We start from the raw sequence: 24005 nt of genomic DNA, 5'->3' as shown, positions 1-24005 counted from the left end.
CAGCAACTTCCATAAGCCGTGAGTACGAAAAAGCCCCATCAGGTCATCCTGAATGGGGCTTTTTCTACCGCCTGCCGCCGCCCTGTTATCATGAAAAACCAACAGTCAGGAAAATGGCTTGGAAGGCTTGAATTATATGGTGTCCCAGGGCAGGTTCGAACTGCCAACCTTCCCCTTAGGAGGGGGATGCTCTATCCAATTGAGCTACTGAGACACAAGCTGCCCGCGAGGAACGCGGTACAAACAGACGGCGTGCATGTTAACGGCCTGCCCTGCGTTTGTCATGTCGTCCGTTGCGCTTATTAAGTGTAGGCAGAAGCGCAGCGCGGCATCCTTCTGCTCATCGTGCCAATTGCATCCCCCCAAAAAGCCATCAGCTCGTGTTAATCGTCGGGCGCAAAATCAAGTTCGATCCAATACTGCGTTAACCCTCACCAAGTGCAACAGATTAGTCACCGTATTAGCGAGGTCGCCCGAGTTATCGAGCCGATAAACCTTGGTATCGCCGATGGGACTATCTGAAGCGAACGAATCGTTGCGTAGAAGTCTCGATTCAATCTCCGCTTGATTCTCACGACCACGTCGTAGCAGGCGCTCCCGCAGGACGTCATCTTCCACTGTTAGAAGTACCGGCATTAGCATGGGGTAGCAGCGCAGCGCTTGCGCAAAATGGCCGCGGGAGCCGTTGACCAAAACATGCCTCCCCTCCTTGAGCCATAAATCCATTTCGATCGGAATGCCATAATCAAGGCCATTGGCGCTCCAGGACAGCGCGAAGTCCCCCTTAAGCCTGCGCAGCTCAAACTCCTCTCGGGAAACTCCGATGGCATCTTCACCTAATGATTCGGCCGATCGCGTGATGACTCGGCGCACCACTTCACAATTGAGTGCCCGCAATGGCTCTCTAGCAGCATCAATGAGGCTGTCCTTGCCGGATCCGGAAGGCCCCATCAAAAAAATCAGCCTGCCATCCATCCTGAATTCGCCTCCTACTGCACGTTTACGCTAGTAAATCGGCCATTTGCCACTATCCTGTACAGGTAAGGAACAATGATCGAATCCGCATAGCATGCTCCTTCAGGCGTCTTCAGACATCCCCTGTAGGGCAAGAGGACGCGGTCAGCGATGTGGACCTGGGTACGCTTTTCAAACCAGTCCGCATTTCTGATAATTGGTGCTGGCATAACGCCTTTATCCAGTTCAATATTTGTCACAGAATTGACGCCAACGAACTGGCTATTTTGAGGCATGATGCGAGCCTCTATCAATTCAGGTTGAACATTTGGCCAGAGCGCTTGTCCTATCTGACATCCTGCGGCCAATCCCGAGAACCGCTCCCCTGAACTAACCGGTTAAATATATGCGCCCATTGAAACAGGCAATTTATTCCAGCCGTACGGCTGACAAGTTCGTCGTACGTCTGCCAGACGGAATGCGTGAACGCATTGCCGAGGTGGCTCGCAATCATCATCGCAGCATGAACTCCGAAATCATCGCGCGCCTTGAACAGAGCCTTATTCAGGAAGGCGCGCTCGGTGAAGAATTGAGCATGCGCCTGGACAGCCCAGAGCTTTCGTTGCACGAACGCGAACTGCTGCAACGCTTCCGCCAACTCTCCCACCGTCAGCAGAATGCTCTTGTTTCGCTGATTGCCCATGACGCCGAAATGGCCGCAGACGCTTCCTGATTCATCCGCTCCCCCCAAGCCAGCATGATTGCTGGCTTTTTTTTGCCTGAAATCCGGGCATTTAAAAACCCGCCGATTGGCGGGTTTAAGGCAGAGCGGTCAGAGCAGGAAGATGGTCGCCAGCCCAAGGAAGATGAAGAATCCACCACTGTCGGTCATGGCGGTGATCATCACACTCGCGCCCATTGCAGGATCGTGCCCAAGCCGCGCCAATGTCATAGGGATCAAAACGCCCATCAATGCGGCAAGCAACAGGTTGAGCGTCATAGCGGCGGTCATCACCACGCCCAGGGACCAACTGCCATACAGCAGATAGGCAACGATGCCAATGACACCACCCCAGACCAGGCCATTGATCAAGCCTACAGCCAACTCCTTGCGCATCAAGCGCGAAGTATTACCGGTGTTGACCTGATCCAGCGCCATGGCCCGAACGATCATGGTGATCGTCTGGTTACCCGAGTTGCCACCAATACCCGCCACGATCGGCATCAATGCTGCCAGCGCCACGAGTTTCTCAATTGAGCCTTCAAACAGACCGATCACTCTAGATGCGATGAACGCAGTGATCAAGTTCACGGCCAGCCACGCCCAGCGGTTACGCAGAGACTTCCAGACCGACGCAAAAATATCTTCTTCTTCACGCAGACCCGCCATGTTGAGAACTTCGTTTTCGCTCTCTTCACGGATCAGGTCGACCATTTCATCGATGGTCAGACGACCGATCAACTTGCCGCTCTTGTCGACCACAGGGGCCGAGATCAAGTCATAACGCTCGAACGCCTGTGCTGCATCGTAGGCATCCTCGTCCGGATGAAAACTCACCGGGTCACTGGCCATGACTTCGGAAACCTGTTTTTCCGGGTCGTTGACCAACAAACGCTTGATTGGCAAGACGCCCTTGAGCACGCCGTCGTAATCGACCACGAACAGTTTGTCGGTGTGGCTCGGCAATTCCTTCAGGCGACGCAGGTAGCGCAATACCACTTCGAGACTGACATCCTCGCGAATGGTCACCATCTCGAAGTCCATCAGCGCACCGACCTGCTCCTCGTCATAAGACAAGGCAGAGCGAACGCGCTCGCGCTGCTGACCATCAAGGGTTTCCATCAGCTCGTGAACGACGTCTCGCGGCAGCTCGGAGGCCAGGTCAGCGAGTTCGTCGGCATCCATGTCCTTGGCCGCAGCCAGGAGCTCGTGATCGTCCATGTCGGCGATCAGGGTTTCACGAACCGAGTCGGATACTTCGAGGAGAATGTCGCCGTCGCGATCAGCCTTGACCAATTGCCAGAGCGTCAGACGATCGTCCAGCGGCAGGGCTTCAAGGATGTAGGCGACGTCGGCGGAGTGCAGGTCATCGAGCTTGCGTTGCAGCTCGACGAGGTTTTGCCGGTGAACCAGGTTCTCGACCCGGTCGTGATGCGGACCTTCCTGGCGGTGAGTCAGGTCTTCGATGACCCGCTGACGATGCAACAGCTCAATAACTTGAGCGAGGCGGTCCTGCAGGCTTTCTTGCGTTTTCTTTACTTCAACTTCAGACATAGGCGAACTCCACTCCCAGCAGCGGGGCACGCCGGAAGGATCAATCAGTCAATTCATGATTGGAAAAACGAGATACTGAGTAACTACTGGGTAAGTCCATGGAGGTATTCCACAAGCCCCGGCGGGGCTGACGGGCGCAATGATACACCGCCCGACGGTTTTAAATGTTAAAAAATTGCGGCTGAAACAAGCGCTTGCGAGACAAACCTGTGCACCGCCCTGATCCATCGAAATGCGACGACTCATTCTGAAAAGAAAACACACCGCCATTGAAAAATGTAGCAGCTAACCTTGAATCAGACCGTCATGGAGGACGTTTGATGCCATCGAATGCACGATGCTTTTTGCTGATCGCCCTGCTCTACCCGCCTCCCTGCGCGCTGGCCACGACCATTCACCGGTGCGAAGCGGCCAACGGACGCATTACCTTCACCACGCTGAGCTGCACCACTGGAGAAAGCCTTTCGCTTCAGGAAGTGCACACCTTCACGCCAGGCAACACGACCGCGCTCATGCCGGAAGCCGACTTCCGTGAAACATCAGGTATGAAAATCAGAAGGCGAGATCCGACTGTCGTCGGCCAGGGCGAGGACAAATGTGGAAACCTGATCAGCGCCCGGGAACGTCGCGAGGCCATCATCAATCAACGGGTTGTGGCCGGCATGAGCCAACAGGATGTCGAGAGCGCCCTTGGCAAACCCGACAAGATCAGCATTCGGAATTCGACCACAAGCTATCGCTACGACACCAAGCGAGGTCGTAGCGCACACGTCGAATTCGATGAGAGAGGATGCACGAAAGGAAAAGCCAAATCCCAGACGGCAAAAAGCCCGCGTTAAACGCGGGCTTTTTGTTGTTTGGTGCACTCGACAGGATTCGAACCTGTGACCGCTCGGTTCGTAGCCGAGTACTCTATCCAGCTGAGCTACGAGTGCATTTGTGTTTTTATACCAGATCACAACTGGTTAGAGCCAAGTTATTCGCATTACTGCAAACAACCCTTAAATGGTGCACTCGACAGGATTCGAACCTGTGACCGCTCGGTTCGTAGCCGAGTACTCTATCCAGCTGAGCTACGAGTGCATTTGTTGCCGCGCATTATAGGCCGTTTAATCTCTATGTAAAGCACTTTTTCTAGTAATTTCAAACACTTACCGAAGAAGCTAGATTACAACGTACTACGCAAATAATGGCGGAGAACGGGGGATTCGAACCCCCGACACCCTTTTGAGGTGTACTCCCTTAGCAGGGGAGCGCCTTCGGCCACTCGGCCAGCTCTCCGCAACACGGGGCGTATCTTAACCAACCTTTTCCCCGTTTGCAAACATAAAAAACGATAAAAATTAATGGCTTGGTTCTTCGTCCTTCTCTTTCTTTATACGCAGGTAGATTTCCTCACGGTGGACCGCAACCTCTTTCGGGGCGTTGACACCGATACGCACTTGATTTCCTTTGACGCCGAGCACGGTCACGGTGATTTCGCCATCACCAATAATCAGGCTTTCTGCGCACCGACGAGTCAGAATCAGCATACCTTTCTCCTCACGCATTTCATTTCAGGGACAACAGTCTGCAAAAAAAAGGCACTCGACCTACAACCGGAGCGATCGCAGCCCTACATGCCTGAGTATTGACCAGCGCGAGCAAAAGAACAGTTCCTGGGTCGCGCCATTCAAAAAAACAAAGGGCGCGGTCAGACCGCGCCCTTTGGCAAACGCATCACTCGCCCTGGCGGGCTGGCGCGTCCAGTTCGAAAGCCGTGTGCAGAGCGCGCACAGCGAGTTCCAGGTACTTTTCTTCGATCACTACGGAGACTTTGATTTCCGAAGTCGAGATCATCTGGATGTTAATGCTTTCCTTGGCCAGCGACTCGAACATACGGCTGGCCACACCTGCGTGAGAGCGCATGCCGACGCCGACGATCGAGACCTTGGCGATCTTGATGTCGCCGACGACTTCACGGGCACCGATCTCGCGAGCGGTGTTCTCCAGCACGGTTTGCGCGGCCTGGAAGTCATTGCGGTGCACGGTAAAGGTGAAGTCGGTGGTGTTATCGTGCGCAACGTTCTGCACGATCATGTCGACTTCGATGTTCGCGGCACTGATCGGACCGAGAATCTTGAACGCAACGCCCGGGGTGTCTGGCACGCCACGGATGGTCAGCTTGGCCTCATCGCGATTGAAAGCGATGCCGGAAATGATCGGCTGTTCCATGGTTTCCTCTTCATCAATAGTAATGAGGGTGCCCGGACCCTCCTTGAAGCTGTGCAGTACGCGCAGCGGAACGTTGTATTTGCCGGCGAACTCGACCGCACGGATCTGCAATACCTTGGAACCGAGGCTGGCCATTTCCAGCATCTCTTCAAAGGTAATCTTGTCCAGGCGCTGGGCCACGGACACCACACGCGGGTCGGTGGTGTAGACGCCATCGACATCGGTGTAGATCTGGCATTCGTCAGCCTTCAAGGCTGCTGCCAGCGCCACGCCAGTGGTGTCGGAACCGCCACGACCGAGAGTGGTGATGTTGCCGTGCTCGTCGACACCCTGGAAACCGGCAACAACCACCACACGACCGGCCTTCAGATCACCGCGAATCTTCTGGTCATCAATCTGCAAGATACGCGCTTTATTGTGCGCGCTGTCCGTCAGGATTCGCACCTGGTTGCCGGTGTAGGACACCGCTGGCACGCCGCGCTTGATCAGCGCCATGGCCAACAGTGCAATCGTCACCTGCTCACCGGTGGAGACGATCACGTCCAGCTCACGCGGAACCGGTTGGCCGTCGCCACTGATTTGCTTGGCCAGATCGATCAGACGGTTGGTTTCGCCGCTCATTGCAGACAGCACGACCACCAAGTCATCGCCGGCATCGCGGAATTTCTTAACCTTGTCGGCGACCTGCTCGATTCTCTCGACAGTGCCGACCGAGGTGCCTCCAAATTTCTGTACGATCAAAGCCATTTCAAAGCCGCCTCTGCCCATGAAGGGCGCCCAAATAATCACTCAAACAGCGTTCCGGCCCGCCACTAGACTGCGGGCCGGACACACTGCCTTATAAACCCTGCTCTACAAATGGAACCGTCAGGGCCAATGCGGCATCCAGTGCGCCAGCGTCAGTACCACCGCCTTGCGCCATGTCCGGACGACCGCCGCCCTTCCCGCCCACTGCCGCTGCGGCTTGCTTCATCAAATCACCGGCTTTGAGTTGGCCAGTCAGGTCTTTGGTTACACCTGCAACCAGTACGACCTTTTCCTCATGGACACTGCCGAGCAGGATCACTGCGCGGCCGAGTTTGTTTTTCAGCTGATCGACCAATGCCAGCAACGCCTTGCCGTCCTGACCATCCAGACGCACGGCCAGCACCTTCACGCCTTTGACGTCCAGAGCGCAAGCCGACAGATCGTCGCCCGCCGCACTGGCTGCCTTGGCCTGCAACTGCTCGAGTTGTTTCTCCAGCAGACGGTTGCGCTCCAGCACAGCCGACAGCTTGTCGATCAGGTTGTCGCGGCTGCCCTTGACCAGGTTGGCCGCTTCCTTGAGTTGTTCTTCAGCAGCGTTCAAGTAGGCCAATGCCGCAGCCCCCGTGACCGCTTCGATACGACGCACGCCGGAGGCCACACCGCCTTCGCTGATGATCTTCAGCAGGCCAATGTCGCCGGTACGGTTGGCGTGTATACCACCGCACAGCTCGACGGAAAAATCACCGCCCATGCTCAGCACGCGCACATTGTCGCCGTACTTCTCGCCAAACAGCGCCATGGCGCCTTTTTGCTTGGCGGTTTCGATGTCGGTTTCTTCGGTTTCAACGACGGAGTTCTTGCGAATCTCGGCGTTGACGATGTCTTCCAGCGCCTTCAATTGCTCTGGCTTGATGGCCTCGAAGTGACTGAAGTCGAAGCGCAGGCGCTGACTGTCGACCAACGAGCCTTTCTGCTGAACGTGATCGCCCAGCACCTGACGCAACGCGGCGTGCAGCAGGTGAGTCGCCGAGTGGTTCAGCGAAGTCGCGTGACGCACGTCAGCTTCGACATGAGCCTCAACCGGAGCCCCAATGATCAGACTACCCGATGCCAACACACCGTGATGCAGGAACGCACCGCCGGTTTTGGTGGTATCGCGCACGTCGAAACGGCTGTTGCCGGCCTGCAGATACCCACAGTCACCAATCTGACCGCCGGATTCAGCGTAGAACGGCGTCTGGTTGAGAACGATCACGCCCTCTTCGCCTTCACTCAATACGTCGACTGATTGCCCTTCTTTATAGAGGGCAACGATTTTCGCTGAACCGCTGGTCGCTTTGTAGCCGGTAAACTCGGTGGCCACATCAACCTTGACCAGGCTGTTGTAGTCCATGCCGAAGGAGCTGGCGGAACGGGCACGGACGCGCTGGGCTTCCATTTCGCGCTCGAAGCCTGCTTCGTCGATGGTCAGGCTACGCTCACGAGCGATGTCGCCGGTCAGGTCCATCGGGAAACCGTAGGTGTCGTAGAGTTTGAACACTACGTCGCCCGGCACCACGTCACCTTTGAGTTCGGCCAGATCCTGCTCGAGGATCTTCAGGCCTTGCTCCAGGGTCTTGGCAAACTGCTCTTCTTCAGCTTTCAAGACGCGTTCGATGTGTGCCTGCTGGGATTTCAGCTCAGGGAAGGCTTCACCCATCTCGGCGACCAGGGCCCCGACGATCTGATAGAAGAAGCTGCCCTTGGCCCCCAGTTTGTTGCCGTGACGGCAAGCACGGCGAATGATCCGGCGCAGCACATAGCCACGACCTTCGTTGGACGGCAATACGCCATCGGCAATCAGGAAGCCGCAAGAGCGAATGTGGTCAGCCACGACTTTCAGGGACGCCTGATTGTCGTTGGTGCAACCGATGGCCTTGGCCGATGCGCTCAGCAGGCTTTGGAACAGGTCGATTTCATAGTTCGAGTGAACGTGCTGCAGCACGGCACTGATCCGCTCCAGGCCCATGCCGGTGTCGACCGACGGAGCAGGCAGCGGATGCAACACGCCGTCTGCAGTGCGGTTGAACTGCATGAACACGTTGTTCCAGATTTCGATGTAACGGTCGCCGTCTTCTTCCGGCGAACCCGGTGGGCCGCCCCAGATGTCGGCGCCGTGATCGTAGAAAATCTCGGTGCAAGGACCGCACGGGCCGGTATCGCCCATGGTCCAGAAGTTGTCGGATGCGTACGGCGCACCCTTGTTGTCGCCGATGCGAACCATGCGCTCGGCCGGAACGCCGATTTCCTTGGTCCAGATGTCGTACGCCTCGTCATCGCTGGCGTAGACGGTGACCCAGAGCTTTTCCTTCGGCAGGTTCAGCCACTGATCGGAAGTCAGAAAGTTCCAGGCGTAGGTGATCGCGTCACGCTTGAAGTAATCACCGAAGCTGAAGTTACCCAGCATTTCGAAGAAGGTGTGGTGACGAGCGGTATAACCGACGTTTTCCAGGTCGTTGTGCTTGCCGCCGGCGCGCACGCATTTCTGGCTGCTGACAGCGCGGGTGTACGCGCGCTTTTCCTGGCCCAGGAAACAGTCCTTGAACTGGTTCATCCCCGCGTTAGTGAACAGCAGGGTTGGGTCGTTGCCCGGAATCAAAGAGCTGGAGGCTACACGGGTGTGGCCTTGCTCTTCGAAGAAGCGAAGGAAGGCTTCACGGATTTCTGCGCTTTTCATTAGGTTCTTCCACGGAGGCTGCGGCCAAAGGCCTGTGCGAAACGTCAACAGACGAAGCGACGGCAAAGGGCCGCATTATATCGGCGTTAGTGACTAGGTACAGTGTGTTTGTACGTTACAAACAGTCAATTGGACCGCTAACACGGTCAGTTGCGAGAAAAGTCGACAAATGTAGCGACGACCTGCTCGATTTGCGCACGACTGACGTCCATATGCGTGACCATTCGCAGGCGACCGGCAGCGCTGAGCTTGATGCCCCGCTCGGCGGCAAAGGCCTTGATGGCTTCAGCCTTGTCGCCCATCGCCACGTATACCATGTTGGTCTGCACCGGCTCGACCTCATAACCCGCCGCTCGCAGGCCTTCGGCCAGAAGTTGGGCATTGGCGTGATCGTCGGCCAGCCGCTGGACGTTGTTATCCAACGCATACAAACCTGCTGCCGCCAGAATCCCGGCCTGGCGCATGCCGCCACCGACCATCTTGCGCAGACGCCGCGCCTTACCGATCAATTCGTCCGAACCACACAACACCGAACCGATCGGCGCGCCCAAGCCTTTGGACAGGCAAACCGAAACGGAATCGAAATGCTGAGTAATTTCCCGGGCGTCGACACCCAACTTGACCGCTGCGTTGTACAGCCGAGCGCCGTCCAGGTGCAGCTGCAAACCATGCTCGCGGGTAAAACTGCGGGCCTTGACCAGATAATCCAACGGCAGAACCTTGCCCTGCATGGTGTTTTCCAGCGCCAGCAAGCGGGTGCGCGCGAAATGGAAATCGTCCGGCTTGATGGCGGCAGCTACCTGGGCCAAATCCAGCGAACCGTCAGCCTGCACTTCCAGTGGTTGCGGCTGGATCGAACCGAGCACCGCCGCACCGCCCCCTTCGTACTTATAAGTGTGCGCCTGCTGGCCAACGATGTACTCGTCACCGCGCTCGCAGTGGGCCATCAGACCCAGCAGATTGCTCATGGTGCCCGTCGGGACAAACAACGCAGCAGCAAAACCCAGGCGTTTTGCCAGTTCGGCTTCCAGACGATTGACCGTCGGATCTTCGCCGTAAACGTCGTCACCCGTGGCCGCTTTGGCCATCGCGTCGAGCATCCCGGCGGACGGTTGGGTGACTGTATCGCTGCGAAGATCGATAACGCTCATGAATCTGGCCTCGGTAAGCAGGGGAAAATCCCTTTCAAGTAGGAATTACTGCGGTCATACCGACGAATAATCAACCCTTAAGTAAGAAAAGGCTTCTCGAACCGACGAAAAAGTCGATAGCAATCATCAGATAGCAGCGATGCACAGGTGAGAAATATGTGTTAAAAACGCTGCGCAGCCAAACAATCTGGCGGCAAAACGTTCTCAGGGCGGGGTGCAACTCCCCACCGGCGGTAATTGCGCGCAACGCGCATAGCCCGCGAGCGCTTGGCGACAGGCACGGCAATGGCTGTGGATGACGGCAAGGTCAGCAGACCCGGTGTGATTCCGGGGCCGACGGTCATAGTCCGGATGAAGAGAGAACGGGATTGGCACCAAAGGGCCGTCCGCGGGCATTCGTGCGAGCGAGCGTACCCTTAAATCCCATTCGATTCATAAGCCCTGTTTTTTACACAAACAGGAATCAGAACATGCAACCCACCGCAATCGACAGCAAAAGCAAAAACCATCAGGGCGAGCGCGTTGCGTTCATCCAGGCCTGCTGGCACAAGGAAATCGTCGATCAGAGCCGTAAGGGCTTCGTCGCCGAAATGATCGCTCAGGGTTACCAGGAATCAGAGATCGATTTCTTCGAAGTCGGCGGTGCCTTTGAAATCCCGTTGCACGCCAAGCTGCTGGCCAAGTCCGGTCGATATGCTGGCATTGTCGCAGCAGGTCTGGTCGTCGACGGCGGCATCTATCGCCACGAATTCGTTGCCCAATCGGTGATCAGCGGCCTGATGCAGGTTCAACTGGAAACCGAAGTGCCGGTGTTCTCGGTGGTTTTGACCCCGCACCACTTCCATGCTGGCGAAGAACATCAAAAGTTTTTCTTCGAGCACTTTGTGCACAAGGGCCAGGAAGCGGCAAAGACCTGTGCGGATACGCTGCACAAGATGCGCGCATTGCGTCGTAGCGAGCCACGCGCAGTAGCCGTCTAAACGCTGAACCTCTGTAGGAGCGAGCTTGCTCGCGATAAGCTTGGGAACGCTGCGGCGTATCAGGCTCGCAGCGTTATCGTTGACGACCATCGCGAGCAAGCTCGCTCCTACAGTGGGTTTTATGCTGCGTGTCAGGCCAGGTTTTCGTCAGTGGTCGGTACGATCAGGATGCCGGCGCGCAGGCCGTTTTTCACCTTGGGGTTCGGGAAGATGATCCGGGCGCCCTCTTCCTCGATGATCCAGCGGGTCTGGGCGATGTCTTCGGCCAGCACATAACCCACTTCCAACTCCGAAAAGTTCTCGATGTCCGCCGGCAGGTTCAGGCGGAAGCTATCGCTGTGCTTGATGATTTCCCGCGCCACGCTAAACAGTTGCAAGCCATCCAGCCCGTCTTCGACCGGCGGTGGCTCGTTACCTTCGATGATCTGCTGCAGGCGGGTTTCGAGCCGCGAGACATTCACCCCTTCGTTCTGCCCAAACGGCCGCGCCTTACCCAACTCCAGGGTGAAAGACTCGGCACCGAGCTTGTCATAGGTGTAGGCGCTGAAAACAATCGACGGTTTGTTCTGCAACAGCACTGCTTCCATGCCAGCCGCGCGCAGGCGAGCCAGTTCCAGACGAGAATGCTGGCGGCCTTCTTTCCAGGGATACAGCGCGAACTGCTCGATTTTCGAGCCACGAATCGCAGTATGCAGGTCGTAGTGCAGACGATTGCGGTCCGGCAGGCTGAAGAAACTCGCCGCTAGCCGCTCCAGTTCACACGCGCGCAGGGCTTCGCAACCGCTGCTTTGTTCGTGACGGCCATTGAACAGCCGATTGACGTCCTGCTCGATGAAGCGCTCACCACGACGGATGGCATCGGGGTTGCCGAACAGGAAAAGAATACGTGCGCGCGGCTTCAAATCACCGCGAGCGATATCATGCAACAGGCGATCGAGCAGCTCGATCGGCGCAGTTTCGTTGCCATGGATACCCGCCGAAAGCAGCAGGTCCAGGCCATTGTCGCGCGCTTCAGGTGGCCGGACTTCCAGCGCACCTTCGCTCAACCAGCGCATCCGCACGCCTTCGACAGTCAGTTGAGTTTTCTCCGCCGGTTCGCGGCCGGCGAGGGTCAGTTCAAGCAGTTTGCCGAGGGCGAGCATAGAGCGGCTTCCTTAGTGGTCGTGTGCGCAATCCGGGCCGTGCACGTGGTCTTCGTCACCGACTTCAGCCGGTTCCATTTCCAGTTGCAGACTTACCAGATTAGTCGCCAATGGGCGCAGCAGCAGGTTAGCGTATTCAGCGTCACCTTCCTCGACGTCCACGCCGATCAGCAGTTGGCCGCGGCCGTCCTGCTGGATCCACAGCTCTTTGCCTTGCCACATGACCGCGACGCGGGTGCAGGAAGTTTCCAGTTGCGTGCCGTCGGTGTCTTCAAGGATCAGCTGCAGGGTATCGCTCATGTTTTACGCTCTCATTTGGAGATAGCGCGGCGCACTCATTTCAGGAGTGCACCGACTTTCAATTGATCTGGAATGGATAAACCGAGCCCAGTTTAAGGATTTGCGTCAGTTCATCCAGTGCCGTCCGGCACTCAAGCAGCAATTGCGGGTCCGCAAGATCATTTTCGGTCATGCGGTCGCGGTAGTGCTTGTCGACCCATTCGGTCAGCGTGCCGTACAACGGTGCCGTCATGATAACCCCTTGGTTGACGGCCGCCAGTTCGGTTTCATTCAGTGCGACGCGCAACCGCAGGCAAGCCGGGCCACCGCCGTTCTGCATGCTTTGCTTGAGATCGAAGACTTTCACTTCGCGGATAAGCCCGCCAGAGCTGGTCAAACCTTGCAGGTACTGCCAGACACGCTCGTTACCGCGGCATTCTTCCGGCACGATCAACAGCATGGAGCCATCAGGACGGGACAGCAGTTGGCTATTGAACAAATAGGAACGAACGGCGTCTTCCACGGTGACTGCGGAACGCGGTACACAGACCGACTGAAATTTCCCACCGACTTTTGCGAGCTTTCCTGAAAGCTCGGCCAGCATCTGCTCGGTGTCGAGGAACGCATCCTCGTGATAGAACAGCACCTCGCCGTTACCGACGGCGATCACGTCATTGTGGAACACGCCCTGATCGATCACCGAAGGGTTCTGCTGGGCATACACCACGCCGTCCTCGCTCAAGCCGTGCAAGCGGGCAACGGCTTGGGACGCTTCAAGCGTCTGGCGTGCCGGGTACTTCTGCGGTGCCGGGTAACGGGTATCGAACGCGCTGCGACCGAACACGAAGAACTCGACGCCGGCTTCACCGTATTCACGGCAGAAACGGGTGTGGTTAGCCGCGCCTTCGTCACCGAATTGAGCCACGGCCGGCAATGCGGCGTGGTGAGCGAAGTGTTTCTGATCCGCAAACATTGCACCCAGTACGCGGCTGGTGGTCGGGTGTTCGATGCTGCGATGGTATTTGCAGTTCAGGTTGGCAGCGGTGAAATGCACGCGACCGTCGGCAGTGTCGGCACTCGGGCTGACCGTGGCGGCGTTGGCTACCCACATGCTCGATGCCGAGCAACTGGCCACCAGCAACGGCATCGCGTCTTTGGCTGCTTGCTCGATCACTTGGGCGTCGGTGCCGCTGAAACCCAGGCGACGCAATGCAGCCACGTCCGGACGTTCCTGAGGTGCAAGCACGCCCTGCTGAAAGCCCATTTCCATCAGTGCTTTCATTTTCGCCAGGCCTTGCAGCGCGGCTTCCTTCGGGTTCGAAGATTGCTGGCTGTTGCTCTGGGACGCGACGTTGCCGTAGGACAGGCCGCCGTAATTATGGGTCGGCCCCACTAGACCGTCAAAATTGACTTCATAGGATTTCATCAGCGAGGCTCCACGAGAATCTGTTGTTATAGGCATCTGGTAACTGTTCTTTCAGACCAAGGCGCGGCCTTCGCGGGCAAGCCTCGCTCCTACAGGGGGCCTGTAGGAGCGAAGCTTGCTCGCGAATGGGCGTTACGCCATCCGCACGCCGGGGGTCAGCGCGGTCGGCAAGGTCAGGCTCGGGGTTTCCAGCGAGGCCACCGGGTACGCGCAGTAATCAGCGGCGTAGTAAGCGCTGGCGCGATGGTTGCCCGAGGCGCCGACACCACCGAATGGCGCGCTGCTCGCCGCACCGGTCAGTTGCTTGTTCCAGTTGACGATACCGGCACGGCTTTCCAGCCAGAACTGCTGATAACGCGCTTCGGAATCCGACAGCAAACCAGCCGCCAGGCCATAGTCGGTATCGTTGGCTTCAGCGATCGCCGCTTCAAAATCAGCGTAGCGGATCACCTGCAGCAGCGGGCCGAACAGCTCTTCGTCCGGGCGATCCGCCACGGCGGTAACATCCAGGATACCCGGGGTCAGCAAGGCCGCCTGAGCCTGAGGCTGGGTCATTTCCAGCAGCGCCACTGCGCCATTGGCCAGCAGGTGCTCTTGCGCATCCATCAGCGCTTTCGCAGCACCGAGTGAAATCACCGAGCCCATGAACGGTGCTGGCTGTTGATCAAACGCACCCACTTCGATGGTCGAACTGACCGCCACCAGACGCGCCAGCAGCGTGTCGCCCCAGGCGCCTTGCGGCACCAGCAAGCGGCGAGCACAGGTGCAACGCTGACCGGCAGAGATGAACGCCGACTGGATAATGGTGTAAACCGCGGCATCGAGATCAGCCACCTGATCGACGACCAGCGGGTTGTTGCCGCCCATTTCCAGCGCGAGGATCTTGTCCGGACGACCGGCAAACTGCTGGTGCAAGTGATTGCCAGTGCGGCTCGACCCGGTGAAGAACAAGCCGTCGATGCCAGGGTTCGCCGCCAGGGCGATACCGGTTTCACGAGCGCCTTGCAGCAGGTTCAATACACCTGCGGGCAGGCCGGCTTCGATCCAGCATTTGACCGTTAGCTCCGCGACTTTCGGCGTCAGCTCGCTTGGTTTGAACAGCACGCTGTTACCCGCCAGCAGCGCCGGCACGATGTGGCCGTTCGGCAAATGGCCAGGGAAGTTGTAAGGTCCGAACACCGCCACCACACCGTGTGGTTTGTGACGCAACACGGCAGTGGCGTCGCCCAGTGGGCCGCTCTTCTCACCGGTACGTTCGCGGTAGCTTTGCACCGAGATCGCAATCTTGTTGACCATGCTGGTGACTTCAGTCGCCGATTCCCACAACGGTTTACCGGTTTCTTCACCGATGCAGCGAGCCAGTTCGTCAGCGTGATTTTTCAGTGCAGCAGCAAACGCTTCCAGCACGGCGATACGCTCGTCCAGCGTGCGACGAGCCCAGCCCGGAAAAGCCTGACGCGCGGCTTGCACGGCCGACTCAACTTGAGCGGCGGTGGCACCCTCGCCAGTCCACAGCACTTGTTGCGTGACCGGGTTCAGCGATTGGAACGCTTCGCCCTGTCCGGCCAGCCATTCACCTGCGATGTATAACGAATTCATTATTTCGACTCCCGGGCAGCGGACAACGGAACGGCGCGCACTTGATCGCCAGCGTTGAGTTGAAGACGTTTGGCGGTCAGCGGATCGACCACCAACGTACCGGCGGCGAAGCGTGCGGGAGCGGCAGTGATCCGGCAGTCTTCGCGCTTGCGGTTGTGAATCAGGAAAGGTGTGGCGTCGTCACCCGGCGTGCCGATAGCCAGCACCAATGCCTGACTGTCACGCACCGCGCGGATCTTGCTGGTTTCGCACTCGACCGCTGGGCCGGCGTCGAAGATATCGACGTAGCCTTGATAGCTGAAACCTTCGCTTTTGAGCATGGCCAGCGCCGGTTCGGTGTCCGGGTGCACCTGGCCGATGACGTTACGTGCGTCTGGCGACAGGAAGCAGGTGTACAGCGGGAATTTCGGCATCAGTTCAGCGATGAACGCCTTGTTGCCGACGCCAGTCAGGTAATCGGCCTGGCTGAATTCCATCTTGAAGAAGTGACGACCCAGGCTTTCCCAGAACGGCGAACGCCCGGCTTCGTCGGACACACCGCGCATCTCAGCGATGATCTTGTTGCCGAACAGCTGCGGGAACTCGGCGATGAACAGCATCCGCGCCTTGGCCAGCATGCGGCCGTTGAGGCCCGTGCGGTAATCAGCGTGCAGGAACAGCGAGCACAGCTCGGAGTTACCGGTCAGGTCGTTGGCCAGGAACAGCGTCGGAATTTCGCGGTAGATGTTCAGCTCTTGCGAAGCGCTGACAGTCAGGCCAACCCGGAAGTTGTACCAAGGCTCACGCAGACCGACGGCGCCAGCGATGGCGGAAATGCCCACCACGCGACCCTTGTCGTCTTCGAGTACGAACAGGTAGTCCGCATCGCCCCGCCCGGCTTCGCCGCGAAAAGTCTTCTCGGCCCAGCCGACCCGATGGGCCAGCCGCTCTTCGTTGGCCGGCAAGGTGGTCAGGCCGGTGCCGGTGCTGCGGGCCAGCTCGATCAGAGCGGGTAAATCGCTGCTGCGTACGGGACGAACGATCATGCTATCTCCTCAAACGGGCCGCTTGCGCCACCCGCGAAACACTTCTGTAAGGCGTTAAACCGCCACCAGGCGCACGCTGGCACCTTCACCGACGCCCAAGGCATCGGCCGCTTCCAGATCCAGGGTCACGGGTTTGCCCGGCGCATAATCGAGCTCGAGCAACACGGCGCGGTAATCCTGCAACTGGGCGTTGGCCACCAGGTACTGACGACCGACGCCTTTGACCGGCTCGCCAATTTTCACCGGGACCACACGGCTCTGGGCGATCGAACGGATCCCCGAGACGCGGGCATGCAAGGTCGGGCCGCCGTCGAAAATATCGATGTAATGATCGGTCTCGAAGCCTTCGCGCATCAGGATGTCAAAGGTGATCTGCGCACGCGGGTGCACCTGGCCCATCGCTTCTTGAGCGGAGTCCGGCAGCAGTGGGACGTAGATCGGGTAATGCGGCATCAGCTCGGCCAGGAACGTCCGGCTTTTCAGGCCACACAGGCGCTCGGCTTCGGCGTAGTTGAGGTCGAAGAAGTTGCGACCGATGGCGTCCCAGAACGGCGAATCGCCATTTTCATCGCTGTAACCGACGATCTCGGTCACGACGGAATCGGCAAAGCGCTCGGGATGGCTGGCAACGAACAACAGGCGGCCACGGGAGTTGAGCTCCGACCAGGCCGAACCCACCAACTCTGGCAGCACGTAGAAACTGGTCAGCAAGCTATTGCCGGTCAGGTCGTGGCACTGGGAAAGCACGTGGATCTTGTTATGAATCTTCAGCTCGCGGGAGGCGTGTACGAAGGTTTCATTGCGGAAGCTGTAGAACGGCTCCGAATAACCCGCCGACGCAACGATCGCCGAACATCCGGCCAGTTTTCCGGTAGCAGTGTCTTCGAGGACGAAGAAATAGCTCTCCTCACCGTTGAAGCTGACTTCAGCGGCGAATGAAGCTTCGCTTGCGGCGATCTTGTCGCTCAGGCGTTCAACGTCATCCGGCAAGGAAGTGACACCAATCGGGCTGTCCGCAGCCAGACGCTGTACCTCGCCCAGATCAGCCATTTGCGCGGGGCGCATCACCAGCATGGTGTCACTCCTTTCTCGAAAAACTCTTGAGGAAAATAAACCGGGCCTTTTGTAGGAGCGAGCTTGCTCGCGATGGTGGATCAGCAACATTGATGTCGACTGACACACCATCGCGAGCAAGCTCGCTCCTACAGAAAAGCGGGCCCGGCATAAAAATTGGGATCGACGCCCGAAAGGTCGGGCGTCGAAGGGCCTATCAGGCTTGTGTCAGTTTCGCCACGGCGCGTTCGAAGCGGTCCAGGCCGGCATCGATATCGGCGTCTTCAACCACCAGGCTTGGCGCGAAACGCACCACGTCCGGCCCTGCTTGCAGAATCATCAGGCCTTCACGTTCGGCGGCGTTGAAGATGTCTTTGGCTTTGCCTTTCCAGGCATCGCTCAGCACGCAACCGAGCAGCAGACCCAGGCCACGAACCTGAGTGAATAGGCCGTACTTCTCGCCGATCTGTTCCAGGCGAGTCTTGAACTTGTCGTGCTTGGCATTGACGCCGGCCAGCACTTCAGGGGTGTTGATCACGTCGATCACGGCTTCGGCAACAGCACATGCCAACGGGTTGCCGCCGTAGGTGGTGCCGTGAGTGCCGACAACCAGGTGTCTGGCCAGCGCTTCGGTGGTCAGCATCGCGGCGATCGGGAAACCACCGCCCAGGCTCTTGGCGCTGGTCAGGATGTCCGGCGTGACGCCGTAATGCTGATAGGCGAACAGCTTGCCGCTGCGGCCCATGCCGGTTTGCACTTCGTCGAACACCAGCAGCGCGTTGTGCTCGGTGCACAGTTCACGGGCGCCTTGCAGGTAAGCCAGCTCGGCCGGCAATACGCCGCCCTCGCCCTGGATCGGCTCCAGAACGACCGCGCAGGTCTTGTCAGAAATGGCGGCTTTCAACGCGGCCAGATCGTTGTAAGGCACATGGGTGATGCCGGTAATTTTTGGACCGAAACCGTCGGAGTACTTCGACTGGCCACCGACGTTAACGGTGAACAGGGTGCGACCGTGGAAGCTGTTCAGTGCCGCGATGATTTCGTACTTCTCACTGCCGAAACGATCGAAGGCGACGCGACGGGCCAGCTTGAAAGCGGCCTCGTTGGCTTCGGCGCCGGAATTGCAGAAGAACACACGTTCGGCAAAGGTAGCGTCGATCAGCTTATGCGCCAGGCGCAGGGCCGGCTCATTGGTGAACACGTTGGACACGTGCCACAGCTTGTTGGCTTGCTCGGTCAAAGCACCGACCAGCGCCGGATGCGCATGGCCCAATACGTTAACGGCAATCCCGCCGGCGAAGTCGATCAGCTCGCGGCCAGACTGGTCCCAAACGCGGGAACCAGCGCCACGCACAGGGATGAAAGCGGCAGGCGCGTAGTTGGGAACCATTACCTGGTCGAAATCGGCGCGTTGTACCGCAGCGTGCTCAACGGACATCGGAGTCTCCTGAAAAGGAACACTCGCCTGAAACTGGCGAGCGATGAGGGGATTGTAAGGACAGTTTTCAGCCCGGCCTTGCCGCCAAGCGACAACTTCTTATAGCGCAAACCCCGGTTTCAGCCGGGTTTACGGCAATGCGACATATAGCGTCGCAAAGGCGCAGTTTAAACCGCCGGCGCAGGTTATAGGCAGCGTCGTTCAGCGGTGCGGTAAATATGTACCGCACGGAACACTTCGTCGTCTGTTTTGCTGGCGTCTTATCCACCTGCTAAGGGACTAGCGCATGAATCAACACGAACCTGAGCTCGCCGCTCATCCGGACACTCACTTTCATCACGTTTACCGGAATTTGCCGACGTGGGTATTAGAGGCTTCGGCCGACACCCATCGCGCGCTAAAGAACGTCAGCCTTGAAGCACCTCACTGGCATGGCACCGCTACTCGTCAGCAACAGCAGACATTGAAAACGGTCAGCCAGGAACATTGGAACCAGCACAATCGTCTGGGCGCGATGCTGGCGAATCTGCAAAATGCTCGGGATTTTGCCGCGCCGCTATTGAACTCAGCGCTAAAACAACGGTTCGGCCTGGAACTGGATGTCAAAACGACCTTCTTGCGCCTGTACATCCCTCAGACCATTCCCTGGTTTGCGATCAAATCCGGGGCGGCTCGCACGTGGACGGTGTCATTGCTCGATGCGGCGCTGCATAACTTTCAGGCCTCGGAGACAGAGCCTGACGCCTATGAGTCCGCGTCGACGTTCATCACCGAACCCTCGCCCACCGGTCAGTTCGATACGCTGCCCGCGATCAAGCGCCAACTCTCCGTCCAGGACTTTACGCGTTTGTGCCGGGAGCTGGACATTGGCGCCCAGTACGAGGCTTATCTCAAAGACTATCTGGGCTTCACCAATCCGGTGGCGAAAGCGTTTTTGCAGTCGAGCGTCATCACGACGCACAAGGCCGCACTCCGATCCGCGCTGCAAATGGCTCACGCCCGAGCAGATCTGCCGGACGATGCTTATCTTTCGATTCTGGGCATTCTGGAGGACCGTGCAGGTGTGCGACTGGACGGCCATCTGCTGCACTGCCACGACCTGACAATGATGTCTTCGTTGCTGACCGGCATCGTCATTTTTGCACCCCGGCTTGAGCATGCACGGCAGGCGACGCGGATCATTGCCTACATTCCCGATGATCCGGAACATCCGCTCAAACAGTACCCGGACACCCTGGCCTTCATGACAGAGTTGACCCGCAAACTGCGCTCGCCCGCTTATCAGGCTTTTTTCAGCCGGTTCATCGATCATCAGCAACGGGGATATTTTTTCGCCGACCTCAATCGTCGTCTCAGCGCCGTTACCTGGCATCAACGCCAACACGGCGACCCGTTGCCAAGCTGGCGAGAAACTCCCATCGATAAACCCAACCTGCAGTTTTCAGTGACCCCTTTCAAAACAGCGCTGTGGCCCCACCTCTATCAACAGCAACTGAACAAGATCCTTAATGACGCGCGCACCATTGCCGTTTCCACCGCCAGTGCGGACCGAACCGCGCGATGGGCCCTGTGGGACGCCTTCAGCAAAATCGCATCAACGATTCTTGAAGCGGCGACGCTGGTGGCCCTGCCATTTGTTCCGTTCCTGGGGGAATTGATGCTGGCCTACATGGCTTATCAAATACTCGACGACACCTTCGAAGGCATTGTCGACTGGGCCGAAGGACTGAAAACCGAAGCGTTCGTGCAGTTGATGGCAATCATCGAGACGGTCGTTGAAGTGGGGACTTTCGCTGTCGGGGCTTCCATTGCCGCGGGCGCATTCAGCCGCCTGATCTCACGTGAAGCGGCGGCGCTCATCAGCCCGCTGAAACCGGTCGAAACAGCGGAGGGCAAAATGCGCTACTGGAGGCCGGATCTCACGCCTTACGAACAGCCAGTCAAATTGCCCGATGGATCGCAACCCGATCACCTGGGCCTGTACCAGCATCAGAACCAAATCCTGCTGCCTATTGAAGACAAACTGTATGCCGTGCAAGCGAATAGCAAAACCGGCCAGTTTCTGATTCAACACCCCAACCGGGCCGATGCTTATCAGCCGTCTCTGCGACACAACCATCACGGCGCCTGGCAGACAGAGCTGGAGCAACCACTCCGTTGGGACCGGGAGAAGGTGCTGCGCCGCCTCGGTCACAGCGTCGAGTCATTCACCACCGCCGAGCGCGAACAAATCCTGAACATCAGCGGCTTTCACGACAATGTGTTGCGCGAGGCGCACGTCGAAAACCATCGCCCGCCCTCTCTGCTGACCGATACGATCAAACGCTTCAAAATCGACCGGGACATTCAGACGTTAAGCGAGCAAACCGGCAGCGACGACCCCGAGCACTATCAAGCGTTGAACCAGCGCAAATCGCTGTTCGAAGCTCGCTACCGCGAACTTGAAAAAACCAATGATCGGCAGGTGCAGCTATTGCTCAGCGAAGTCCCCGGACTACCGACAGACATCGGCGTAGAACTGGTCAGCAATACAACGGGCACCGAGCTGATGCACCTGAACAACGGTCGAGTGCCACAGCGAATCAAGGACGTGGCGCTAAAAACCATGGAGGCGGTGCGGGTCGCCAGAGCCTATGAGGGACTTTACCTGGAGGCCATGGAATCGACGGACACCCACCGACTGGCGTTGCACAGCCTCGAATCATTGCCCGGTTGGCCCGCAGGCCTGCGCATCGAGGTGAGGGATTATTCCCATGACGGGGTCTTGAGCGACAGTATGGGTCCGGCAGAGGCGCCACGCCTTCGAACACTGGTTCGTGCTGAAGACGGCACCTACCAGGTCCACCCACACGCTGAACAACCCCTCGACTTTTATCGCGCCATCCTTCAGGCGTTGCCGGATGCAGAGCGCAATGCGCTGAGTCTTTCCAGCGAAGACGGCGAGTTACTCAAACAACGCATCGCAGATCACGCCAAGGATCAATCGGGGTTGCGCACGCTGTTTGCAAAACATCCCCATCGCAAACCCTTCTATGACCCAACGACCATGCGACTGCCCGGTGGCACGGAAGGTTACCGTCGCAGCAGCCAAACAGCGCCGACGCTCAACGATCGGATACGCGAGGTTTTCCCCAGCCTTTCCGAGGAAGAACTCCAGTCCTTTGTTCTTCAGCTACAACAGCATCCTGCCGGCCCCCGCATGGAGCTCTCGCGCTTGTCCAGCGAGCTGTCTCGACTGCATCAGGACCTGAGCGCCTGGATCAACAACACACCGACCCTGCACCCCGAAACCGGAGCAGCGCTGAGCGACGTTCAACTACAGGCCGAACGAAACAATCGACGACTGCTCGCTCAAGAAATCCAGCGCAGCTGGCGCAGGCAAACGGAACGGGACTTCGATGTTCCGGACGACACCCCACGCCATACACTCAGATTTGCCGAGCCGATCCTTGGCGATCTGCCAACGCTGACGGCCGAATTCCCCCACGTGTCATTGCTGTCCCTTGAAGGCAGTCATGCGATGCAGGGTCTTCCTGAATTTCTGCAGCGCTTTAACGGCCTGCGCCGTCTGGATTTGAAACGCTTCGCCCTGACTACCCTCCCCGAGGCCATACCTCGAATGATGAACCTCGATGCGCTGGTGTTAAGCGATTGCGGTATCCGGTTCGATGCAGACGCCTGGTCGAAGCTGTCTTCCTTGAACAGACTGGTCATGCTGGATCTTCACAAAAACCCGTTTACGCGCGTGCCGGATATCGGGTCGATGCCAGACCTTGTGCATCTGGACCTGAGCCAGACCGGTCTGACCGACATTCCTGCCAGCGTCGTGGCCCACCCCAGGCTCGACACCGTCAGAATGCAGGGCAACAAGATCAGTGAATTGATGCCGGAGCTCTTCGAAAGCGAGCTGTACCGCAAGCGCGGCATACAGCTGACGCACAACCCGCTTTCAAACGATGCGCGGCAAATGATCAAGCATCACTACTTCGACACCTCCTATGACTTGGGCGTCTATGCACCCGAAGCGGATATCCACCGTGTCAGGGCGCTGTACCCGAACCTTGAAGTTGAACAGGCGAGCGAGTTTGTCTACGAGCTGGGGGGCACACTGGAAGACGGCCGGATTGAACTCACGCACCTGGAAGCGGAACTGGCACAACTGAGCAACGACCTGGCAGCCTGGACCACCAACCTTCCGCCCCGTCATCCACTGACGGGAGAAGCTTTCGATGCACAGCAACTGCTCGTCGAGCACACCCATCGCGACGCGTTCAAACGGATGGTGGAGCAGTGCTGGCGGCATGAAAGCGAACTGGATGATTTCAATGAGATGCTGGAACCGACCCATGAACTCACCATCGCCTTTCCCATCAACGGAGAGTTGCCTGCCCTGAACGCCGACTTCAGTCATGTGACATCACTGGCGTTACGAAGCGCCGAAGGGGTAACCAGCGCAGGGCGTTTCCTCGACTCTTTTCCCAACCTTAAAAGCCTCAAGCTGCGCGCCTGCAACCTGGGCAACATCCCCGATGCAGTGTTCAAAATGGGCCAGCTTAGGTCGTTGTCGCTCCCTGATTGCCGGATCAGCTTGTCAGAGGAATCGGTCGCGGGATTGGCGGAAATGGAACACCTGGATTACCTCGATCTGAGCGCCAATAACCTGGAGCGAACCCCGGACCTGAGTCAGATGACCAACCTGGCGACGGTCTTGCTGAATAACACTGGCATTACCGAGATACCGCATGGCCTGCTGGAGATGGACGAGCTGGACTGGGTGGACCTGAGCGAAAACGCAATCACCGAAGTGCCCAGCGATATCCTGGAACTGCCATTGGACGTCGCAGAGAACATGAGTTTGAAGGGTAATCCGTTTTCCGAGGAGAGCTTGTTACTAATGATCAGCTACTTCCAACGCACGGGCGTGGACTTCGGCGTGGAAGAGGTAATCAACCGGGGTGAGATGGAAGTTTCTTTCACTGACGGTTCCGAAGTCGACGAGTAAAACC

At 57.9% G+C, this 24005-nt stretch carries 17 protein-coding genes, 4 tRNA genes and 1 riboswitch; of the genes, 4 read left to right on the top strand and 17 right to left on the bottom strand.

Annotated elements, in window-relative coordinates; all coding sequences use genetic code 11:
* Positions 1 to 137 precede the first annotated feature (137 nt).
* Positions 138 to 214: transfer RNA gene (locus ACM6IR_RS10830), tRNA-Arg, on the bottom strand.
* A 188-nt stretch (positions 215 to 402) separates the two neighbouring features.
* Entirely contained in the window at positions 403 to 975 is a 573-nt protein-coding gene (gene phnN / locus ACM6IR_RS10825; RefSeq protein ID WP_414907699.1) for a phosphonate metabolism protein/1,5-bisphosphokinase (PRPP-forming) PhnN, read from the bottom strand.
* A 385-nt stretch (positions 976 to 1360) separates the two neighbouring features.
* Between phnN and ACM6IR_RS10820 the strand changes: the two genes are divergently transcribed.
* Complete coding sequence (locus tag ACM6IR_RS10820) at positions 1361 to 1687, top strand: Arc family DNA-binding protein (protein ID WP_003178899.1); 327 nt, start codon at positions 1361 to 1363, stop codon at positions 1685 to 1687.
* A 99-nt stretch (positions 1688 to 1786) separates the two neighbouring features.
* Here ACM6IR_RS10820 and mgtE read toward each other — a convergent pair whose 3' ends face one another.
* On the bottom strand, positions 1787 to 3229 hold the full coding sequence (gene mgtE / locus ACM6IR_RS10815) for a magnesium transporter (protein WP_414907698.1): 1443 nt from the start codon (positions 3227 to 3229) through the stop codon (positions 1787 to 1789).
* 320 nt (positions 3230 to 3549) lie between these two features.
* On the opposite strand from mgtE, the gene ACM6IR_RS10810 reads away from it, so the two are divergent.
* A complete protein-coding gene (locus tag ACM6IR_RS10810; RefSeq protein ID WP_414907697.1) occupies positions 3550 to 4068 on the top strand; it encodes a cell envelope protein SmpA in 519 nt (172 codons plus the stop codon).
* Between the two features lie 19 nt (positions 4069 to 4087).
* Here ACM6IR_RS10810 and ACM6IR_RS10805 read toward each other — a convergent pair.
* The 7 genes from ACM6IR_RS10805 to ltaE all read right to left on the bottom strand — a co-directional run bounded on the left by ACM6IR_RS10805 (position 4088) and on the right by ltaE (position 10057).
* Positions 4088 to 4164: transfer RNA gene (locus tag ACM6IR_RS10805), tRNA-Arg, on the bottom strand.
* Between the two features lie 71 nt (positions 4165 to 4235).
* Positions 4236 to 4312 (bottom strand) — tRNA-Arg (locus ACM6IR_RS10800).
* A gap of 107 nt (positions 4313 to 4419) precedes the next feature.
* A tRNA-Ser gene (locus ACM6IR_RS10795) sits at positions 4420 to 4510 on the bottom strand.
* A 62-nt stretch (positions 4511 to 4572) separates the two neighbouring features.
* On the bottom strand, positions 4573 to 4761 hold the full coding sequence (csrA, locus tag ACM6IR_RS10790) for a carbon storage regulator CsrA (protein WP_002554426.1): 189 nt from the start codon (positions 4759 to 4761) through the stop codon (positions 4573 to 4575).
* A gap of 187 nt (positions 4762 to 4948) precedes the next feature.
* On the bottom strand, positions 4949 to 6190 hold the full coding sequence (locus ACM6IR_RS10785; protein ID WP_031319071.1) for an aspartate kinase: 1242 nt from the start codon (positions 6188 to 6190) through the stop codon (positions 4949 to 4951).
* A 91-nt stretch (positions 6191 to 6281) separates the two neighbouring features.
* Positions 6282 to 8906 (bottom strand): alanine--tRNA ligase, encoded by a 2625-nt coding sequence (alaS, locus tag ACM6IR_RS10780; protein ID WP_414907696.1) that lies wholly within the window; start codon positions 8904 to 8906, stop codon positions 6282 to 6284.
* A 146-nt stretch (positions 8907 to 9052) separates the two neighbouring features.
* Positions 9053 to 10057 carry a low-specificity L-threonine aldolase gene (ltaE, locus tag ACM6IR_RS10775; protein WP_414907695.1) on the bottom strand — a complete coding sequence of 335 codons (1005 nt, stop codon included), beginning with the start codon at positions 10055 to 10057 and terminating at the stop codon, positions 9053 to 9055.
* Between the two features lie 196 nt (positions 10058 to 10253).
* Positions 10254 to 10425: riboswitch (FMN riboswitch) on the top strand.
* A gap of 102 nt (positions 10426 to 10527) precedes the next feature.
* Here ltaE and ACM6IR_RS10770 point away from each other — a divergent pair.
* On the top strand, positions 10528 to 11037 hold the full coding sequence (locus ACM6IR_RS10770; RefSeq protein ID WP_007943897.1) for a 6,7-dimethyl-8-ribityllumazine synthase: 510 nt from the start codon (positions 10528 to 10530) through the stop codon (positions 11035 to 11037).
* Positions 11038 to 11168: 131 nt separating this feature from the next.
* On the opposite strand, the gene astE is transcribed toward ACM6IR_RS10770, so the two are convergent.
* The 7 genes from astE to ACM6IR_RS10735 form a co-directional block, all read right to left on the bottom strand.
* Positions 11169 to 12179 (bottom strand): succinylglutamate desuccinylase, encoded by a 1011-nt coding sequence (astE, locus tag ACM6IR_RS10765; RefSeq protein WP_414907694.1) that lies wholly within the window; start codon positions 12177 to 12179, stop codon positions 11169 to 11171.
* Between the two features lie 12 nt (positions 12180 to 12191).
* Positions 12192 to 12479, bottom strand: coding sequence for a hypothetical protein (locus ACM6IR_RS10760; protein ID WP_033056735.1), 288 nt, complete (start codon positions 12477 to 12479; stop codon positions 12192 to 12194).
* A 58-nt stretch (positions 12480 to 12537) separates the two neighbouring features.
* Positions 12538 to 13884, bottom strand: a complete 1347-nt coding sequence (gene astB / locus ACM6IR_RS10755; RefSeq protein WP_414907693.1) for an N-succinylarginine dihydrolase — start codon at positions 13882 to 13884, stop codon at positions 12538 to 12540.
* Between the two features lie 132 nt (positions 13885 to 14016).
* Positions 14017 to 15486, bottom strand: coding sequence for a succinylglutamate-semialdehyde dehydrogenase (gene astD, locus ACM6IR_RS10750; protein ID WP_414907711.1), 1470 nt, complete (start codon positions 15484 to 15486; stop codon positions 14017 to 14019).
* Positions 15483 to 16508, bottom strand: coding sequence for an arginine N-succinyltransferase (gene astA, locus ACM6IR_RS10745; RefSeq protein ID WP_414907692.1), 1026 nt, complete (start codon positions 16506 to 16508; stop codon positions 15483 to 15485). Before astA ends, astD begins: the two co-directional genes overlap by 4 nt.
* A 54-nt stretch (positions 16509 to 16562) precedes the next feature.
* Positions 16563 to 17582 (bottom strand): arginine/ornithine succinyltransferase subunit alpha, encoded by a 1020-nt coding sequence (aruF, locus tag ACM6IR_RS10740; protein ID WP_414907691.1) that lies wholly within the window; start codon positions 17580 to 17582, stop codon positions 16563 to 16565.
* Between the two features lie 196 nt (positions 17583 to 17778).
* A complete protein-coding gene (locus tag ACM6IR_RS10735; RefSeq protein ID WP_414907690.1) occupies positions 17779 to 18999 on the bottom strand; it encodes an aspartate aminotransferase family protein in 1221 nt (406 codons plus the stop codon).
* A gap of 286 nt (positions 19000 to 19285) precedes the next feature.
* On the opposite strand from ACM6IR_RS10735, the gene ACM6IR_RS10730 reads away from it, so the two are divergent.
* Entirely contained in the window at positions 19286 to 24001 is a 4716-nt protein-coding gene (locus ACM6IR_RS10730; RefSeq protein WP_414907689.1) for a dermonecrotic toxin domain-containing protein, read from the top strand.
* Positions 24002 to 24005 lie beyond the last annotated feature (4 nt).

Source organism: Pseudomonas sp. IT-P253, from assembly GCF_949768125.1.
Classification (GTDB): Bacteria; Pseudomonadota; Gammaproteobacteria; order Pseudomonadales; family Pseudomonadaceae; genus Aquipseudomonas.
Note: the sequence above shows the minus strand (reverse complement) of the source record. Positions and strands in the feature narration are given on the sequence as shown.

Coding starts and splice junctions, on each gene's coding strand:
- ACM6IR_RS10770 (WP_007943897.1), top strand. CDS start 10,528: ATGCAACCCACCGCAATCGACAGCAAAAGCAAAAACCATCAGGGCGAG.
- astE (WP_414907694.1), bottom strand. CDS start 12,179: ATGCTCGCCCTCGGCAAACTGCTTGAACTGACCCTCGCCGGCCGCGAA.
- alaS (WP_414907696.1), bottom strand. CDS start 8,906: ATGAAAAGCGCAGAAATCCGTGAAGCCTTCCTTCGCTTCTTCGAAGAG.
- csrA (WP_002554426.1), bottom strand. CDS start 4,761: ATGCTGATTCTGACTCGTCGGTGCGCAGAAAGCCTGATTATTGGTGAT.
- ACM6IR_RS10820 (WP_003178899.1), top strand. CDS start 1,361: ATGCGCCCATTGAAACAGGCAATTTATTCCAGCCGTACGGCTGACAAG.
- ltaE (WP_414907695.1), bottom strand. CDS start 10,057: ATGAGCGTTATCGATCTTCGCAGCGATACAGTCACCCAACCGTCCGCC.
- astB (WP_414907693.1), bottom strand. CDS start 13,884: ATGAAATCCTATGAAGTCAATTTTGACGGTCTAGTGGGGCCGACCCAT.
- ACM6IR_RS10810 (WP_414907697.1), top strand. CDS start 3,550: ATGCCATCGAATGCACGATGCTTTTTGCTGATCGCCCTGCTCTACCCG.
- aruF (WP_414907691.1), bottom strand. CDS start 17,582: ATGCTGGTGATGCGCCCCGCGCAAATGGCTGATCTGGGCGAGGTACAG.
- ACM6IR_RS10760 (WP_033056735.1), bottom strand. CDS start 12,479: ATGAGCGATACCCTGCAGCTGATCCTTGAAGACACCGACGGCACGCAA.
- ACM6IR_RS10735 (WP_414907690.1), bottom strand. CDS start 18,999: ATGTCCGTTGAGCACGCTGCGGTACAACGCGCCGATTTCGACCAGGTA.
- astA (WP_414907692.1), bottom strand. CDS start 16,508: ATGATCGTTCGTCCCGTACGCAGCAGCGATTTACCCGCTCTGATCGAG.
- phnN (WP_414907699.1), bottom strand. CDS start 975: ATGGATGGCAGGCTGATTTTTTTGATGGGGCCTTCCGGATCCGGCAAG.
- mgtE (WP_414907698.1), bottom strand. CDS start 3,229: ATGTCTGAAGTTGAAGTAAAGAAAACGCAAGAAAGCCTGCAGGACCGC.
- ACM6IR_RS10785 (WP_031319071.1), bottom strand. CDS start 6,190: ATGGCTTTGATCGTACAGAAATTTGGAGGCACCTCGGTCGGCACTGTC.
- ACM6IR_RS10730 (WP_414907689.1), top strand. CDS start 19,286: ATGAATCAACACGAACCTGAGCTCGCCGCTCATCCGGACACTCACTTT.